General features: G+C 71.0%; 13 protein-coding genes and 1 riboswitch. Of the genes, 6 read left to right on the top strand and 7 right to left on the bottom strand.

The features are described from left to right. Positions 1-86 precede the first annotated feature (86 nt). Positions 87-761: a thiamine phosphate synthase gene (gene thiE, locus BLQ75_RS02230; RefSeq protein WP_092597301.1), complete on the bottom strand. Its 675-nt coding sequence runs from the start codon at positions 759-761 to the stop codon at positions 87-89. Positions 762-900: 139 nt separating this feature from the next. Beyond that, a riboswitch (TPP riboswitch) is annotated at positions 901-1,007 on the top strand. On the opposite strand from thiE, the gene thiO reads away from it, so the two are divergent. From thiO to thiG, 3 genes are all read left to right on the top strand, one after another. After that, positions 998-2,119, top strand: a complete 1,122-nt coding sequence (gene thiO / locus BLQ75_RS02225; protein ID WP_092596859.1) for a glycine oxidase ThiO — start codon at positions 998-1,000, stop codon at positions 2,117-2,119. (Overlaps the previous riboswitch by 10 nt.) Next, positions 2,116-2,316: a sulfur carrier protein ThiS gene (thiS, locus tag BLQ75_RS02220; RefSeq protein ID WP_092596856.1), complete on the top strand. Its 201-nt coding sequence runs from the start codon at positions 2,116-2,118 to the stop codon at positions 2,314-2,316. Before thiO ends, thiS begins: the two co-directional genes overlap by 4 nt. 2 nt (positions 2,317-2,318) lie before the next feature. Then, positions 2,319-3,083, top strand: coding sequence for a thiazole synthase (gene thiG, locus BLQ75_RS02215; protein ID WP_092596853.1), 765 nt, complete (start codon positions 2,319-2,321; stop codon positions 3,081-3,083). A 74-nt stretch (positions 3,084-3,157) separates the two neighbouring features. Here thiG and BLQ75_RS02210 read toward each other — a convergent pair whose 3' ends face one another. From BLQ75_RS02210 to thiC, 4 genes are all read right to left on the bottom strand, one after another. Further along, entirely contained in the window at positions 3,158-4,366 is a 1,209-nt protein-coding gene (locus tag BLQ75_RS02210) for an ABC transporter permease family protein (RefSeq protein ID WP_092596850.1), read from the bottom strand. A 141-nt stretch (positions 4,367-4,507) separates the two neighbouring features. After that, entirely contained in the window at positions 4,508-6,481 is a 1,974-nt protein-coding gene (locus tag BLQ75_RS02205; RefSeq protein ID WP_092596847.1) for an FUSC family protein, read from the bottom strand. A 254-nt stretch (positions 6,482-6,735) separates the two neighbouring features. After that, positions 6,736-7,614 (bottom strand): bifunctional hydroxymethylpyrimidine kinase/phosphomethylpyrimidine kinase, encoded by an 879-nt coding sequence (gene thiD / locus BLQ75_RS02200; protein ID WP_092596844.1) that lies wholly within the window; start codon positions 7,612-7,614, stop codon positions 6,736-6,738. 480 nt (positions 7,615-8,094) lie between these two features. Then, a complete protein-coding gene (thiC, locus tag BLQ75_RS02195; protein WP_092596840.1) occupies positions 8,095-9,756 on the bottom strand; it encodes a phosphomethylpyrimidine synthase ThiC in 1,662 nt (553 codons plus the stop codon). A gap of 243 nt (positions 9,757-9,999) precedes the next feature. Between thiC and BLQ75_RS02190 the strand changes: the two genes are divergently transcribed. Beyond that, entirely contained in the window at positions 10,000-10,611 is a 612-nt protein-coding gene (locus tag BLQ75_RS02190) for a Uma2 family endonuclease (RefSeq protein WP_092596838.1), read from the top strand. 95 nt (positions 10,612-10,706) lie between these two features. Here BLQ75_RS02190 and BLQ75_RS02185 read toward each other — a convergent pair whose 3' ends face one another. Continuing rightward, positions 10,707-11,282: a peptide deformylase gene (locus tag BLQ75_RS02185; protein WP_092596835.1), complete on the bottom strand. Its 576-nt coding sequence runs from the start codon at positions 11,280-11,282 to the stop codon at positions 10,707-10,709. A gap of 236 nt (positions 11,283-11,518) precedes the next feature. Here BLQ75_RS02185 and BLQ75_RS02180 point away from each other — a divergent pair, with 236 nt between their 5' ends. Continuing rightward, entirely contained in the window at positions 11,519-12,028 is a 510-nt protein-coding gene (locus BLQ75_RS02180; protein ID WP_244515175.1) for a DUF3263 domain-containing protein, read from the top strand. Then, positions 12,029-12,706: a LytR C-terminal domain-containing protein gene (locus BLQ75_RS02175; RefSeq protein ID WP_139182886.1), complete on the top strand. Its 678-nt coding sequence runs from the start codon at positions 12,029-12,031 to the stop codon at positions 12,704-12,706. Between the two features lie 214 nt (positions 12,707-12,920). Here the strand turns inward: BLQ75_RS02175 and BLQ75_RS02170 are convergent, their stop codons facing one another. Then, the gene (locus BLQ75_RS02170) at positions 12,921-15,173 is read right to left on the bottom strand and encodes an AAA family ATPase (protein WP_211481110.1); all 2,253 of its coding nucleotides are present in this window, start codon (positions 15,171-15,173) and stop codon (positions 12,921-12,923) included. Positions 15,174-15,354: the final 181 nt, after the last annotated feature.

Here is a 15,354-nt window from a genome sequence, read left to right as displayed (position 1 = left end):
GCCCCGGCCCCTCCCGGCGGGGGCGCCGTCACCGGGGCAGCCCCGTCCGCACCAGCGGCCGGAGCGAGTCGTTCCGCGAGGACTCCTCAGCCCACCAGCCGCGAGCGCAGCTCCGCGGCGGCCGCCCTGGGATCCTCCGCCTCGGTGATCGCGCGGACCACGACCACGCGCTCGGCTCCCGCCGCCATCACCTCGTCCAGGTTCTCCGGACCGATGCCACCGATCGCGAACCACGGCCTGCCGTGGCCGTGGTGCTCGGCGGCGTGGCGCACCAGCTCCGGACCGGCCGCTTCACGGCCCGGCTTCGTGGGGGTGCTCCACACCGGGCCGGTGCAGAAGTAGTCCACGCCGCGCTCGGTGGCGGCCGAGTCCGCCTGCACCACGTCGTGTGTGGAACGCCCGACGATCATCTGGTCGCCGACGATGCGCCGCGCGGTCTCCACCGGCAGATCGTCCTGCCCCAGGTGCAGCACGTCGGCGTCGACCGCCAACGCGATGTCCGCGCGATCGTTGACCGCCAGCAACGCGTCGTGCCGCACGCAGGAGTCGGCCAGCACCTCCAGCGCGGCCAGCTCCTCGCGAGCTTCGAGCGGAGCCCCTGACTCGTCCTTGTCCCGCAGCTGGATGATGTCCACGCCGCCCGCCAGCGCCTCGTCCACGAACTCCGCGAGGTCACCGCGATCCCGGCGAGCGTCGGTGCACAGGTACAACAGCGCCTGATCCAGCCGGGCGCGGATTCCGTAGCCGTCCATTCCGGGCATGGGTCCAGGGTAGGCCACCCGGCGGCCCGTGGCGCCAGTCACATCCTCCTGTGGGTGTCGTGGTGAAGTCTCGTCGACGTGACCAGCGGCTCCCCGGGCGCCACCTGACGCGAAGGGCATTCATCGCCTAACCTGTCCGGTGGGTACCCGCGGGAGTCCGGCCGAACGGACTGAGAGGGGGCTGAAGCCCCGACCGCCGAACCTGATCCGGATCATGCCGGCGCAGGGAGCGAGCATTGACGAACGGGCAATACCACGACGTCGCCCTGGTGGGTGGCGGTGTGATCGGGCTGTCCTGTGCGTGGCGGCTGGCCGCGCTGGGCTGCCGAGTGCGACTGGTCGATCCCGAACCGGGCGGTGGTGCCTCCCACGTGGCGGGCGGGATGCTCGCGCCACTGGCCGAGGCCTGGTTCGGTGAGGAGGAGCTGCTCGAACTGGGATCCGCCTCGCTGCGCCGCTGGCCGGAGTTCGCCGCCGAACTGGCCCGCGCCGCCGACGCTCCCTCCGGCCTCAACGAGCGGGGGACCCTCGTCGTCGGGGCCGACAGCGCCGACCGCGAGCAGTTGCACGAGGTGGCCGAGCACCTGGCGGCTCTGGGGTGGGAGGTCAACCGCCACTCCGGCAGGGCACTGCGCAAGCTGGAACCCTCGTTGGCGCCGAGCGTGCACGGCGGGCTGGAAGTGCCCGGCGACCTCTCGGTGGACAACCGCGCCGCGCTGCGGGCACTGCGTCGGGCGGCCCTTCGCGCCGGTGTGGAATTCCGCGCCGAGTCCGCACGGCGGGTGGGGCCCGGACGTGTGGAGCTGGCGGACGGGTCCGAGCTGCGCTGCGACGTCGCGGTCATCGCGGCGGGCGGTCGTTCCGGCGAGCTGCACGACGGCCTGGCCGGGGTGGTCCGCCCGGTCAAGGGCGAGATCCTGCGGCTGCGCCGCAGGCCCACCGCGCTGCCACCGCCGGAACGCACCGTCCGGGGGCCGGTGCACGGCAGACAGGTCTACCTGGTGCCGCGTCCCCCGGACGGGCTGGTCGTGGGGGCCACGCAGTACGAGACGGGCTTCGACACGCGGGTCACCGTGGGCGGGGTGCGCGACCTGATCGGGGACGCCGAACGCCTGGTCGCCGGACTCGGCGAGTACGAGTTGACCGAGGCCACCGCCGGGCTGCGACCGGGCACCCCCGACAACCTGCCGCTGATCGGCTGGCTGGAACCGGGGGTGCTCGTGGCCACCGGACACCACCGCAACGGTTTCCTGCACGCGCCGATCACCGTCGAGGCGGTCGCCGCGCTGCTGCGGGACGGCCACGCCCCCGCCGAGGCAGAACCGGCCGATCCGGCGCGAAGTGGAGGTCAACCATGAACGTCACGATCAACGGACAGCGCTACGAACTCGAGGAGGGCGCCACCCTGGCCGACGCGCTGGAACGCTTCCAGAGTCCGTCCCGTGGCGTGGCCGTGGCGCTGGACGGAGCCGTGGTCCCCCGGGACCGCTGGCGGGACACCGAACTCACCACGGCCGCGACGGTGGAGATCGTCACCGCCGTGCAAGGAGGATGAACATGGACGATCCGCTGGTCATAGCCGGTCACGAATTCGGTTCCCGGCTGATAACGGGCACGGGGGGAGCGGCCAACCTGACGGCGCTGGAACAGGCGCTGATCGCCTCCGGCACGGAACTGACCACGGTGGCGATGCGCCGCGCCGACGCGGATGGGGGAACCGGGGTGTTCGACCTGCTGCGGCGGCTGGGCATCGCCCCGTTGCCCAACACGGCCGGGTGCCGCAGCGCCGCCGAGGCGGTGCTGACCGCACAGCTGGCGCGCGAGGCGCTGGAGACGAACTGGATCAAGCTGGAAGTCGTGATCGACGAGGAGACGCTGCTGCCCGATCCCGTCGAGCTGACCGACGCCGCCGAACAGTTGGTCGAGCAGGGGTTCGTGGTGCTGGCCTACACCAACGACGACCCCGCGCTCGCCACGCGGTTGGAGCAGCTCGGCTGCGCGGCTGTGATGCCGCTGGGCTCGCCGATCGGGACGGGGCTGGGCATCCGCAACCCGCACAACATCGAGATGATCTGCTCCCGGGCCTCGGTGCCCATCGTGCTCGACGCCGGGATCGGCACCGCCTCGGACGCCGCGTTCGCCATGGAGCTGGGCTGTGACGCGGTGCTGCTGGCCTCGGCCGTCACCCGGGCGCACGACCCGGAGCGGATGGCCGCCGCGATGCGCTCCGGGGTGGATGCCGGTCGCCTCGCCGCGCGGGCGGGCCGGATTCCGCGCCGCTACTGGGCCGAGGCCTCCAGCCCCGGACGGCCGATGGGATGAGGGAGGTGTGAGGGGACCTTCCGGACTCCACGCGCCCCCTGCCGGCTCAGGCCTGACCGTTCACCCCTGTCCGATCAGGCCTGACTGCGGGCCGGCGTGTGGGGATCTCGTCGGAGGGCCACGTGGCCTCCGAGCAGCGCCCCGACCGCCAGGCCGATGGGCGGAGCCAGGACGAGGGCCGCTCCCCAGAGCGGACTCGGCAACATGTCGGTGACGCCCACCTCCAGCCCCAGCAGTCGTTCGAGAGACCCGCGCAGCAGCAGGGCGCCGCCGAACCCGGCCGTGCCGCCGACCACTCCGGCGAGCAGTCCGGTCAGCACCGTTCCACCGAGCGGGATCCGACGGATTCCGCTCACCGAATCGCCGGGGATGCGCGGGACGGCGAGTTCGGAAAAGCGGTGGTGGAGGCCGGAACGTGCGCTGGACGAGCCGGTGAGCACAGCGACGGCGAGCACGACGAGGATACCGATCCGGTAGCCGAGCTCGGCTGCTCCGAGCACACCCGGCAGGTTGCGCACCCGGTCGGCGACCGGTGATGCGGAGAATCCCAGCTCCCGTAGCTTTTCCACCACCGTGGGGACGTTCCGTTGTTCGCTCACCGAGACCACCGCCGACGTCGCTCCCGTGGTGGACCGGTATCGCTCCGGGGACATTCCCGCCTTGGCGGCTGCCAGCACGGCTGCCGTCTCCGGTGCTACATAAGCCGTGTCAGGACCGTCGAACCGCCATCCGGGGTCGTAGGTGGCCACCACCTCGAAGGTGGTGTGTGCCGGTGTTCCGGAACGCTCTCCGGTCGCCCGGGTGTAGGCGACGGGGAGTTCCTCTCCCACGAATCGGTTGAAATCGACGCCGGAGCCGTGCACGGGAAGTACCAGTTGCCCCGGTCGGAGCGGTCGCGGTACTTCGCCGCGAACGATGGTGGGACGTGTCGAGGGGCGCCAGGAATGCGTGGTCAGATCGAAGGTGGGGGCGTTGGGATCAGCGCTTCCGGTGTAGATGGACGAGACGTGGTCGGGGACCGCTTCGACGACGTGTGCCACGTCGCGCACCCGGTCGAGGTTCTCCGCGTCGAGCTCGCGAACCGCCCGGCCGGTTTCGAGCGAGGACACGTCGAGCTGAGTCAGCCCACCGGAACGAAGCAACTCGCGTTCGACCGCGGTGCGTGCTCCCGTAGTCACACTAGCCAGTCCGCTCACCAAGACAGTCAGCACCACCAGCAGTCCCAGCGTGCTTCGAATCGAGGAGTTCGAACGTCGCAGGACCGCCCCTGGCCATCGCCACATTCGACTTCCCCCGTCCGAAGTGGTCGCTCGATATCGTGAATAGTTTTCTTGTCTCGATCCTATTCCCGTCTCGTGTTCGGAGGCCACCGTCGAGTCGTGAGTGGTGGGAATACTGGTGTTCGCCCGCGCGGCGCCCCGGACTCACCTGATCCGCAGCCGCTCCGGGCGCACGAACGAGATGGTGTAGCTCTTCCACGGGTCGTTGTAGCCGAACGTCTCGTCGATCGCGGCCCTGGCGTGCAGCGCGTTCTCCAGCAGGGAGTTGGCCAGCAGTTCGGTGGCCGGTGCCTGCCCGGCCGGAATGTCCGGTATCCGCGCCGTGGTGCTGCCGCCCAGCAGATCGTCCACCGAGCTCAGCGCCGGTACGGCCAGCGCTCGCTCGGTGTCGGGCCGGAACGCCAGGGTGGCCAGGTCCTGCCGCAGCGCGTCCAATGCCACCGCCGCGGCCCTGCTGCTGCGTTCGGCTTCCTCCTCGACCGCGTCCGCACCCTCCAGTTTGGCGGGGAGCCCCAGCAGGTCCTGGGTGCGTCGCAGCGCCAGCACGTGCGCTGCCCGCAGCGGGGCCTTCAGGTCGGCACCGCGCCCCGCCGCCCGGACGCTGCGCAGCAGCTCGGAGACCGACCAGACGGTGGCGCGGACCGTGCCCCGCACGTCCGGCACCAGGCTGCCGGGCAACACCAGATAGCTCACGAACCCGACGCTCAGCGCTATCGCGGCACCGATGGCGGTGTTGGCCGCGAAACTGATCGTCGCGTTGACCAGCGAGCGATCGTCCAACCGCACGATCCGGTCCAGCACGGTGATGGTGATCAGCGCGCCGAGCAGCACCCGGTAGTCGTTGCGCAGCCGCTCGATCCGCAGCAGCATCGCCGCGACGACCACCGGCACCAGCAGCATCGCGTAGGGCACCAGCACGATCACCACCGACAGCAGCACCACGCCGAGCACCGCTCCTCCGGTGCGTTCCAGCGCCCCGTTCATGCTGTCCCGCGCGGCGGGTTGCAGCACCACGTACAGGCTCAGCAGCAGGGTGGAGGCCGAAGGGTCCCGCAGCAGCAGCACGACCACCATGCCCACGGTGACGGCCAGGGTGCACCGCAGCGCGTGCCGGAACAGCGAGGAACGCAGCGACAGGTGGGCTCGCACCGCCCCGATGACCTGCTGCCTGCGCCCCCCGGGCGCCGCCGGGGTGGTGGCCGTGGTGTCCCGTCGCAGCACCGCCCGGCGTATCCGGTCGAGCCCTTCGTTGATGCCGTTCACCGCGTCCGGCAGCCTGCGGTTGGCAGCTCCCTCCAGCACCTCCGGGCGCGTACGGGCCAGGCCGTTGAGTCCGGTGCACACCCGGGAGCGAACGGCCACGGCCAGCTCGGCCGCGATCTCGTCGGCGCGCGCGGCGATCCGGTACAGCCACTCCCGCTGCTCCCCGTGGGACTGCTGTGCCTGCGCCAGCAGCACCTCGCGGGCCGCTCGGAACCTGGCGGCCCCCGCCAGCACCTGCCCCAGCCAACCGACCCGGCCGTCGGCGCGCCAGGCGTCGGCCGCGCTCTCCACCACCCCGGGGCCGGGGGTCGTCAGCGTGCGCGCCACCGTGGCCCGGATCGTCCTGGTCGGGTCGGTCAGTCCCACGAGCACGCGCAGCAGCAGCGCGAACAGCGCGCCGAACACCGCGGCGGCGGCCAGCACCCAGGGGGGCTCCCCGGTGCCGATCCCTGTGGTGGTGGCCAGCAGCGTCGCGGCGGCGAAGGTCTGGCCGAAGGTGCGGTAGCGCTCCCCCAGGGCCGGGAGCATGCCAGAACCGAACACCACGAGTGCCACCAACGCCCCCGCCAGCACCGGTACCCGCACCAGCAACGGCCCCACCGCCAGCACCAGCGTCAGGGCGGGCGCGAAGCGCGCGAACATGCGCAGGTCCGCGCGCAGCGAGTGCCCGCCGGAGGTCACCAGCGTGAGGACCGCCGTCATGCCAGAGATGATCAGCGGTTCCCCGATGTCGGACAGCCACCCCACGAGGGTCGCCACCGCCACGGCAACCAGCACCGCCGTGGTGTACTGCCGTTGTCGCGGGTCGGGTGCGCCCGCTTCGGTGGACAGCTCTGCCCGTAGTCGTTTCAGCACCGGATTCGCCCCACGCTTCGCCTGGTGTGTGCTCGTACTGACGTATCGACGGCGACGCCGACGATCGGCTGCTACCAGGGCACGGTTCCCGAACCACGTGGCCGTGGTAGTTCAGTCCCTCATCGGGTATGTCGACACGCTCCACGATCAGGGTTACGGAGCAGCGAGCGAAATCACTCGTTAGGGGGGCTTCGCGGCGATTCGTCGCGAAATCACCGTGGCTCCGGCGGTGCACCGGCACCGCCGCGGAGAGATCAGTGGATCGACCGGCTGCTGACCCGCCAGAACGTCGAGACCGGCCCCACTCCGCTGCCCAACGGGTAGGAGTGCCGCACCGAACGGCTGACGAACCGCTTGCCCAGCCGCACGGCCCGTTCCATCGGAGCTCCGCGCGCCAACGCGGCGGTGATCGCGGACGCGAAGGCGTCCCCCGCGCCGTGGGTGTGCACGGTGGAGTAGCGGGGACCGGGCAGGGTGACGGCCTCGTGCCCGTCGAACAGCAGGTCCACGCACTCCGGGTCCTCGGGCAGGTGCCCGCTCTTGATCAGCACGTACTCGGGGCCGAAGTCGTGCACCGCCTTGGCCGCGTCCCAGAGCTGGTCCCGGCCGTTCACCTCGATCCCGGTCAGCAGCCGCACCTCGTCGAGGTTCGGGGTCACCAGGGTGGCCCGGGGGAATGCCTCGTCGCGCAGCACCGCCAGCGCGTCGTCCCGCAGCAGCGGTTCACCGTTGCGTGAGGCCGCCACCGGATCGAGTACCAGCGGAGTGCGACCGTTCCGGCCGATGCCCTGCCGGTCGCAGGCGGCCAGCGCCGCCTCGATGCACGCCGCCGAGGGCAGCACCCCGGTCTTCGCCGCGTTCACCCCGATGTCCGAGGCGACCGAGTCGATCTGAGCGGCCACCGTCTCGGGCGGGATCTCGACCATGTCCGAGACCCCGAGGGTGTTCTGCACGGTCACCGCCGTCACCGCGGTCATGCCGTGCACGCCGCAGGAGAAGAAGGTGCGCAGGTCGGCGTGCATACCCGCGCTGCCCCCCGAGTCCGACCCCGCGATCGTCAGGGCCGTGGGCGGGGCCGTGTCGTTGGCGGGCCGGATTCCGGTGCCCGTGGGTGTGGAGTCCATCGAACTCATCGTAGAAGTCCCCGTGCGGTGGGTGGTCCGGGTGGCTGGGCGACGTGGGAAGTGTCGTGTCGGTGCGGATCGGTTCGTCCGCGAGACACTCACGCCCTCGATTCCGCTGTGACCGGCTGTTTCGTGGTGGTCGCCGCCCCGGTGGCGGCACCGGGCACCGGTCGGCCGAGTTCGTGGGCGAACGAGCGATTGATGCGCAGGCATCGGATTCCGACACGGTCGGACGACGATGTGCTGCTTGCCTTTCCGGCCGCGGCGCACGGTGGACGTCTGATCAACTCGGACGACTCGCTACCGCTCTCCACCGTGCACGGTGCTGCCGAGACGGCGGCCCCCGTCCCCCGGACGTTCGTGGGGGCTCCCGGAGCCTCGCGCCGAGGCCCGACGTCGTGCGGGTCGCCACCCGGCGTCGGGCCTCGGCGGATCGCGAGTCGGCGAAAGGTTCCGCCGCACGGCTCCCGGAAGAGGAGCCCGATGAACCTACTGGCGCTCGGCGATCGGCAGGTAGACCTCGCCGCCGGAGGCGGTGAACTCCTCGGCCTTCTCCCGCATCCCCGCCTCGATCGCGTCGACGCTGTCCAGCCCGTGTTTCTCGGCGTAGTCGCGCACGTCCTGGGTGATCTTCATCGAGCAGAACTTCGGCCCGCACATGGAGCAGAAGTGCGCCGTCTTCGCGGGTTCGGCGGGCAGCGTCTCGTCGTGATAGGCCCGCGCCGTGTCGGGGTCCAGCGAGAGGTTGAACTGGTCGTTCCAGCGGAACTCGAAACGGGCCTTGGACAGCTCGTCGTCGCGCTCCTGGGCACGCGGGTGCCCCTTGGCGAGGTCGGCCGAGTGCGCCGCGATCTTGTACGCGATCACGCCTGCCTTGACGTCGTCCCGGTTCGGCAGCCCCAGGTGCTCCTTCGGGGTGACGTAGCACAGCATCGCGGTTCCGGCGCGCCCGATCTCGGCCGCCCCGATCGCCGAGGTGATGTGGTCGTAGGCGGGCGCGATGTCGGTTGCCAGCGGGCCCAGGGTGTAGAACGGGGCCTCGCCGCAGAGCTCCTCCTCCCGGCGGACGTTCTCCGCGATCTTGTGCATCGGTACGTGCCCCGGACCCTCGATCATCACCTGCACGCCGTGCTCCCGCGCGATGTGCGTGAGTTCGCCGAGGGTCTCCAGCTCGGCGAACTGGGCACGGTCGTTGGCGTCGGCGATCGAACCGGGACGCAGCCCGTCGCCCAGTGAGAACGTGACGTCGTAGGAGCGCAGGATCTCGCAGAGTTCGGAGAAGCGCTCGTACAGGAAGCTCTCCCGGTGGTGTGCCAGGCACCAGGCGGCCATGATCGATCCTCCGCGCGAGACGATGCCGGTCACGCGCTGGGCGGTCAGCGGGACGTAACGCAGCAGCACCCCGGCGTGCACCGTCATGTAGTCCACGCCCTGCTCGCACTGCTCGATCACGGTCTCGCGGTAGATGTCCCAGGTCAGCTTGGCCGGGTCGCCGTCGACCTTCTCCATCGCCTGGTAGATCGGCACGGTGCCGATCGGCACCGGCGAGTTGCGCAGGATGGCTTCCCTGGTCTCGTGGATGCGGCTTCCCGTGGACAGGTCCATGATCGTGTCCGCGCCCCAGCGGCTCGCCCAGACCATCTTCTCCACCTCCTCCTCGATCGAGGAGGTGACGGCGGAGTTGCCGATGTTGGCGTTGACCTTCACCAGGAAGTTCTTCCCGATGATCATCGGTTCGGTCTCCGGGTGGCAGCGGTTGGCCGGGATCACCGCGCGCCCGGCCGCGACCTCGGAGCGGACGAACTCGGGGGAGAGGTCCTCGCGCGCCGCGATGTACTCCATCTCGCGGGTGACGACGCCCTGCCCGGCCCACTCCAGCTGGGTGCGGTGCTCCCGCCCGTCCGTCCAACCGCGACGCAGCGGGTGGATGCCCTCGTGCACGTCGATCTCGACGTCGTCGTCCGTGTAGGGGCCGGAGGTGTCGTAGACGTCGAGGTGCTCGCCGTTGCTCAGCTCGATCCGGCGCGCGGGCACGCGCAATCCCGACTCGGTGCTGTGGTGGATCTTGTGCGAGCCCCGGATCGCTCCGGTGGTGATGCTCGGTGTGGCCGTTCCGTTCGAGTCGGACCCGTTCGGATACACGTCGGCCATGGCCCTTCCTCCCTACGCCGGTATTACCCGGTCAGGTTCATGCGGTCGGCGACCCCGGAGATCGACTCCAGCCGCCCTCTCAGCCCGCTTCCGGTGCGAGCTCCCGCGGTTTCGGTTGTCGGCGGCAGACACTAGCCATCCGCGAGCCGAAGCGCAATGCGTGTCGTTGGCCCGGCCGGGTGGTTCCCGAGTCGGTAAGCTGTTGACCAGGCGTGGGACCGCGGCGCCTACCGGGAGGATTCGATGCGTCACGAATACGACGCAGCAGGTGAGCGCGCTGTGCACGCCGCGCCGGTAGGCTCGCCCCCGACCTCCACGGGACTGTTCGAGGTCTGGCGGGAACTGGATGTGCCCGAGGGGTGGTGCGCGGAGAGCATCGAGGAAAGGATCGTGATGACACCGCCGCCCGGGCACGAACACAATCTGGTCGCGGACCAACTGCACCGGCTGTTCGTGCGCGACGTGCCGGACCACTGGGCGATCTTTCAGACCGCCGGTGTCTCGGTGGCGCCGCGCGTCGGTTTCTTCGTCCCGGATCTGTTGGTGATACCGCGCGACCGGGTTCCGAGCGACGCGGATGCCGCTCCCGTGCCCGCCGCGCTCGGGCTGCTGGCCGCCGAGATCACTTCCCTCGGCGACCCCGAGACCGACCGGACCACCAAGCTCCGGGCCTACGCCGGTGCGGAAGTGCCGCTCTACCCGCTCGTCGATCGCCACGGCGCCGGGGGACCCACGATGTCGTTGTACTCCGATCCCACCTCCGGGCACTATCGACACCTGGTTCAGGTCCCGTTCGGCGACGGGATCGAGCTGCCCGAGCCGTTCGGTTTCCGCCTGGACACCACGCGGTTCTGAAGCGCGCCGCTCGCTCGGTGCCGAGCCTGGTCGGGGTGAGGATCAGCGAGAGGTCCCGCCGAACGGGCCCGACGGAGCGCCGGACCGGCGAAGTCCTACCGCTCGGCGAACGGGTCGGCGTCGGTGGCCGGGTTCCAGGAGTTGCCCGGTTCGGTCCAGCCGTTGCGCTTGAGCATCTTCTTGGCGGCGCGCGCGTGCCTGCCCGTGAGGCGGCTCAGGTACAGGTAGCCGTCCAGGTGGTCGGTCTCGTGCTGGAAGCACCTGGCCAGATGACCGTGCCCCTCCAGCTCCACGGCCGAGCCGTTGCCGTCGAAGCCGGTGACCTTCGCGTAGTCCGCCCGGCCGGTGGGGAACGACTCGCCGGGAACCGACAGGCAGCCCTCCCAGTCGTCGTCCGGGTCGGGCATAGTCAGCGGCACCTCCGAGGTCTCCAGCCTCGGGTTCACGACGACGCCCCGGTGGTTCACCCCTTCGTCGTCCGGGCAGTCGTAGACGAACAACCGGAGGTCCACCCCGATCTGGTTGGCCGCGAGCCCCACCCCGTTGGCCGTGTTCATGGTCTCGAACATGTCGTCGATCAGGGTGCGCAACTCGTCGTCGAAGGCGCTGACCTCGCGTGTCGCGGTGTGCAGCACGGGGTCGCCCGCGATTCGGATGGGGTGGACGGTCATGCTCGAAAGCCTATCCGGCCGGGTGCGCGACCGACCAAGGCGCTCCCGCCGGGGAGGCCGGGAACTCCGACGCTGCCGGGGAAGCGCGAGCGGTGCGAGTGGGAGCCGGATGTGCCGGATTGATCCGTTGCGCGAGGATCGGACTCCCGTGATCGGGAGACATCATCCTTACGTGTGATGCACCCCGGTGCTGATCAAGACATGGTGTAATGAGAGGGGTGGATCACGCTTTCGTGATGCACCATGTGCGGATAGCCGATCGTGAGGCGAGGTGCGAGATGGACGCCGCCCAGATGTTGACCGCACACGAGATCGCGCGCCAGTGCGAGCAACTGGCGCGAGGGGCCGAGCACGGCGGTCCACGACCGGAGGAACCCCGACCCGCCCGGCACTTACGTGCGGTGGAGCCGATCACGCAGCCCATCGAACGAGTTCCGGAGCAGCCGAGCGCTCCGGAGGAGGAGTCCGAGGGCGCCGGGGGCTCCGCCGCCGGACTGACCGACCGCGAACGCGAACTGCTCGCCTTCGAGCGCCAGTGGTGGAAAGCCGTGGACAGCAAGGAACGTGCCGTCCGGGAGCTGTTCGCGCTCGAACCCGGCGAATACTACCGGCTGCTCGAAGAACTGCTCGACAAACCAGCGGCGATGCGAGCCGAACCGATGCTGGTCAAACGGTTGCGCCGGGAGCGCGCGGCCGGTCGGCTCGGTGTGGCCACCGCGCGCCGGCGACCCGAACGGGAGTACTGAATGCCCTCCGGAGAGTTCCCCACCGGGCGCTCCGCCGCCCGGATCGGCGGTTTCACGCTTGTCGGAGTCGGCGTGCTCGCCCTGTTCTTCGGCGTGGCCACCGCGCTCACCGGGGGGTCCACTCCCTCGGCCGGTTCGGACACCCCGGGGAACGCGCCCCCACCCCCGTCCTCGACGAGCACCAGTGCGGCGGGCACGAGCACCACGGTCCAGGACACCGGCACTTCGGCGCCGAGCGATCCGGAAACCTCGGAACCGCACGACTCGCCCACCTCCGGCGCCTCGGACAGCTCCACTCGCGACGACCAACGCTCCCCCGGCTCGGAGAGCCGGGCACCGGACGACGGCGACTCGGGCGGCGACGGCACGGGGAACGCGGCCGAACAGGTGAGGATCTCGTTGCGGGTCTACAACAACAGCAAGATCGACGACCTCGCCCACCGCGCCGCGGATGATCTCAGGGGCGCGGGGTTCGAAGTGCTCGAAGTGGGCAACTACTCGGGCGGACGGATCCCTGTGACCACCGTCTACTACCGGCCGGGCACCGACGAGCGCGCCGAGGCTCGCACCGTGGCGCGGCGGCTGGACGCCAGGCTCGAACCCAGATTCCGAGGCATCGCCGACGCCAGTCCCGGAGTGATCGTCATCGTCACGAAGAACTACGACGGTCTCGGCTGAGGCGCCCCGCACCAGTCGTTTCGGGGCTCGCTCCCGCGCCTGAGTACTGCCGTTCCCGCTGTCGGCATCACCGCGGGGCTGCCGTGTGCGCTCTCGTGAGGAAGGCCCGAGGTCGTGCGGGCCGATACCCGATGCCGGGACCACCCCCTTGCGAGTCGCGAGAGGTTTCGCCGAATGTCCACGTGATGCCCACGTGCGGAAAGCCGCGCCGGGATCACCGAAACGACTCGAAGGCGGCGATCTGCTCCCGGCTCAGCGAGGGGCTCACCCGTCGACGGGCCGACTCCAGGTGTGCGGCCGAGACCTCGGCCGCGTGCAGCGTCTCGCGCAGCGCGGTCAGCGCCGCCTCCCTGATCAGCGAGGCGCAGTCGGCCGCCGAGTACCCCTCCAGTGACTCCGCGAGGTCCGCCAGGTCGACGTCCGCCGCGAACGGTGTGTTCCGGCCTGCGGAGCGCAGGATCTCGGCCCGCGCCGCCGCGTCCGGCGGCGGCACCCCGACGGAACGTTCCAGCCTGCCCGGCCGCAGCAGTGCCGGATCCACCAGTTCGGGCCGGTTCGTGGCGCCGATGACCACGACGTCGCGCATCGGTTCCACTCCGTCCAGCTCGGTCAGCAGCGCGGCCACCACCCGGTCGGTCACCCCGGAGTCCGAGGACTGCCCCCGCACGGGGGCGAGCGCGTCGATCTCGTCCAGGAAGACCAGGGTCGGCGCGGCGTCCGCCGCGCGGGTGAACAGGTCGCGTACCGCGCGTTCGGACTCGCCGACCCACTTGTCCAGCAGCTCGGCCCCCTTGACCGCGACCGCGTTGAGTCTGCCCGAGCCCGCGAGCGCGCGCACCAGGAAGGTCTTGCCGCAGCCCGGTGGCCCGTACAGCAGCACTCCGCGAGCCGGTCGGATTCCCAGTCGGGCGAACGAGTCCGGATAGCGCAGCGGCCAGAGCACGGTCTCGTGCAGCGCCTGTTTCACCTCGGCCATGTCGCCCACATCGTCCAGCCCGACCTCGCCGGTGCGCAGGGTGTCCGTGGCAGACATCGAGATAGGCCGGACCGAGGACAGCGCCTGCTCGAAGTCCTCACGCCGGACCCGGGGCTCTCCGCCGTCCGGTTCGGAGCGGTGGCGCAGTGCCGCCTGCACCGCCGCCTCCCGAGCCAGCGCTGCCAGGTCGGCGGCCACGAAGCCGGGAGTTCGTTCGGCGAGTTCGCCCGGCTCCACCTCGGGGTGCAGCGGGGTGTCGCGCAGCAGCACCCGCAGCAGCTCGGCGCGTGCCGCCCCGTCGGGCAGTCCCACGGTCAGCTCCCGGTCCAGCAGCCCCGGCTCGCGGACCCTGGGATCGACGTGTCGCGGATCGGAGCTCGTGGCCACGATCGCCAGTCCGGCGATCTCGGCGGCTCGGCGCAGCTCGTCGAGCACCACCGTGGAGAGCGGTGGTGGGGAAGAAGCGGGCAGCAGCCCGTCCACATCGGTGAGCACAAGCACGCAGCCCTCGTCGCCAGCGGCTCTCTCCTCGGCCCGCCGCAGCGCGTCGCGGACCCGTCGCGCGGCGGCGGCCGGTTCCAGCGCCCCCGTGCCGGGGCCGGCGAGCTCCACCCGGTGCGCGCCGACCGCCGCGGCGACCGAGCGGACCAGGGTGGCCTTGCCCGCACCGGAAGGACCGCTGAGCAGTACCCCCAGCCCGGTTGGAGCGCCGAGCCGTTCCAGCAGCTCGGGGTGCTCGAAGGAAAGCCGCAGCCACTCCTCCAACCGGGCGGCGCTCCGGCGCCCGCCCGCCAGGTCCGACACCGGTGGCACCCGGTGTGACTCCTCGTCCGTCCCATCGTCGGTGCCGGACTCGGTCGGTGAGTTCCCGGCGGCGGAGTCGGGCCCGGGGCCGGATGGAAGCGCGGTCGAGGTGGGCGGGGCCGCGACTTCCCGCTGCCAGCGCACCACCGTCGCCGGGTGCACGGCCACGGCACCCGAAGGGTCGGTGTCGGAGACGGTGACCAGCTCGTTGGTCCAGGTGATCCCGATCGCGGCCGAGAGGGTGCTGCGCAGTCTGCTCGTGGCCGTGGAGGGGGTTCCGGACAGGTCCTGCGGCAGCAGCGAGACGGTGTCCCCGGAGAGCAGTGCCTTGCCGGTCAGCGCCTCCCGGAGCGTCTCCGGAGTGATCGACGCGGTCGCGAGACGCGAGCCGGACACGGTCAGCGAGCGGGCGGGGCGCACCGGCTCCGGCGTCACCACGAGTTCGTCACCCTCCCGCGCCCCCGTGTTGGTGAGGGTGATGTCGTCGAGCAGGACCACACCGGTGGACTCCCGCACCGGGGTGGTGGTCGCGAGCGCGACCGTGTCCCGCGCACCGGAGATGCGGACGGCGTCGAGGCCGCGTACTCCCAGCGCGTCCAGCACTTCCGGGTGCAACCGCACCACGCCGCGTCGGTGGTCGGTGGCGGAGGTGGACAGCTGGGCGCGCACCGAGACAGAAGCACTCACCCTACGACAATAATCTGTACTGGAGACTGGGCGCGGATGGTTGGATAGCCGGCGCGTGAGTCGGCGCCTCGCGGCGTTGGGCCGGCTCTTGAGTAGCGTCCTACGCGGCGAGCGGCCCTGCCTTGCGAGGCATCCGACTCACGCGCCGGGGACGCGCGCCTTGCCTGCTCGCATGATTGAG

Origin of the sequence: Actinopolyspora xinjiangensis, assembly GCF_900104475.1 — a bacterium.
Lineage (GTDB): Bacteria > Actinomycetota > Actinomycetes > Mycobacteriales > Pseudonocardiaceae > Actinopolyspora > Actinopolyspora xinjiangensis.
The sequence above is the reverse complement of the archived record's forward strand: the minus strand, read 5'-3'. Positions and strand labels throughout refer to the sequence as shown.

Coding starts and splice junctions, on each gene's coding strand:
- thiS (WP_092596856.1), top strand. CDS start 2,116: ATGAACGTCACGATCAACGGACAGCGCTACGAACTCGAGGAGGGCGCC.
- BLQ75_RS02180 (WP_244515175.1), top strand. CDS start 11,519: ATGCACCATGTGCGGATAGCCGATCGTGAGGCGAGGTGCGAGATGGAC.
- thiC (WP_092596840.1), bottom strand. CDS start 9,756: ATGGCCGACGTGTATCCGAACGGGTCCGACTCGAACGGAACGGCCACA.
- thiE (WP_092597301.1), bottom strand. CDS start 761: ATGCCCGGAATGGACGGCTACGGAATCCGCGCCCGGCTGGATCAGGCG.
- thiG (WP_092596853.1), top strand. CDS start 2,319: ATGGACGATCCGCTGGTCATAGCCGGTCACGAATTCGGTTCCCGGCTG.
- BLQ75_RS02190 (WP_092596838.1), top strand. CDS start 10,000: ATGCGTCACGAATACGACGCAGCAGGTGAGCGCGCTGTGCACGCCGCG.
- BLQ75_RS02210 (WP_092596850.1), bottom strand. CDS start 4,366: ATGTGGCGATGGCCAGGGGCGGTCCTGCGACGTTCGAACTCCTCGATT.
- BLQ75_RS02185 (WP_092596835.1), bottom strand. CDS start 11,282: ATGACCGTCCACCCCATCCGAATCGCGGGCGACCCCGTGCTGCACACC.
- thiD (WP_092596844.1), bottom strand. CDS start 7,614: ATGAGTTCGATGGACTCCACACCCACGGGCACCGGAATCCGGCCCGCC.
- BLQ75_RS02175 (WP_139182886.1), top strand. CDS start 12,029: ATGCCCTCCGGAGAGTTCCCCACCGGGCGCTCCGCCGCCCGGATCGGC.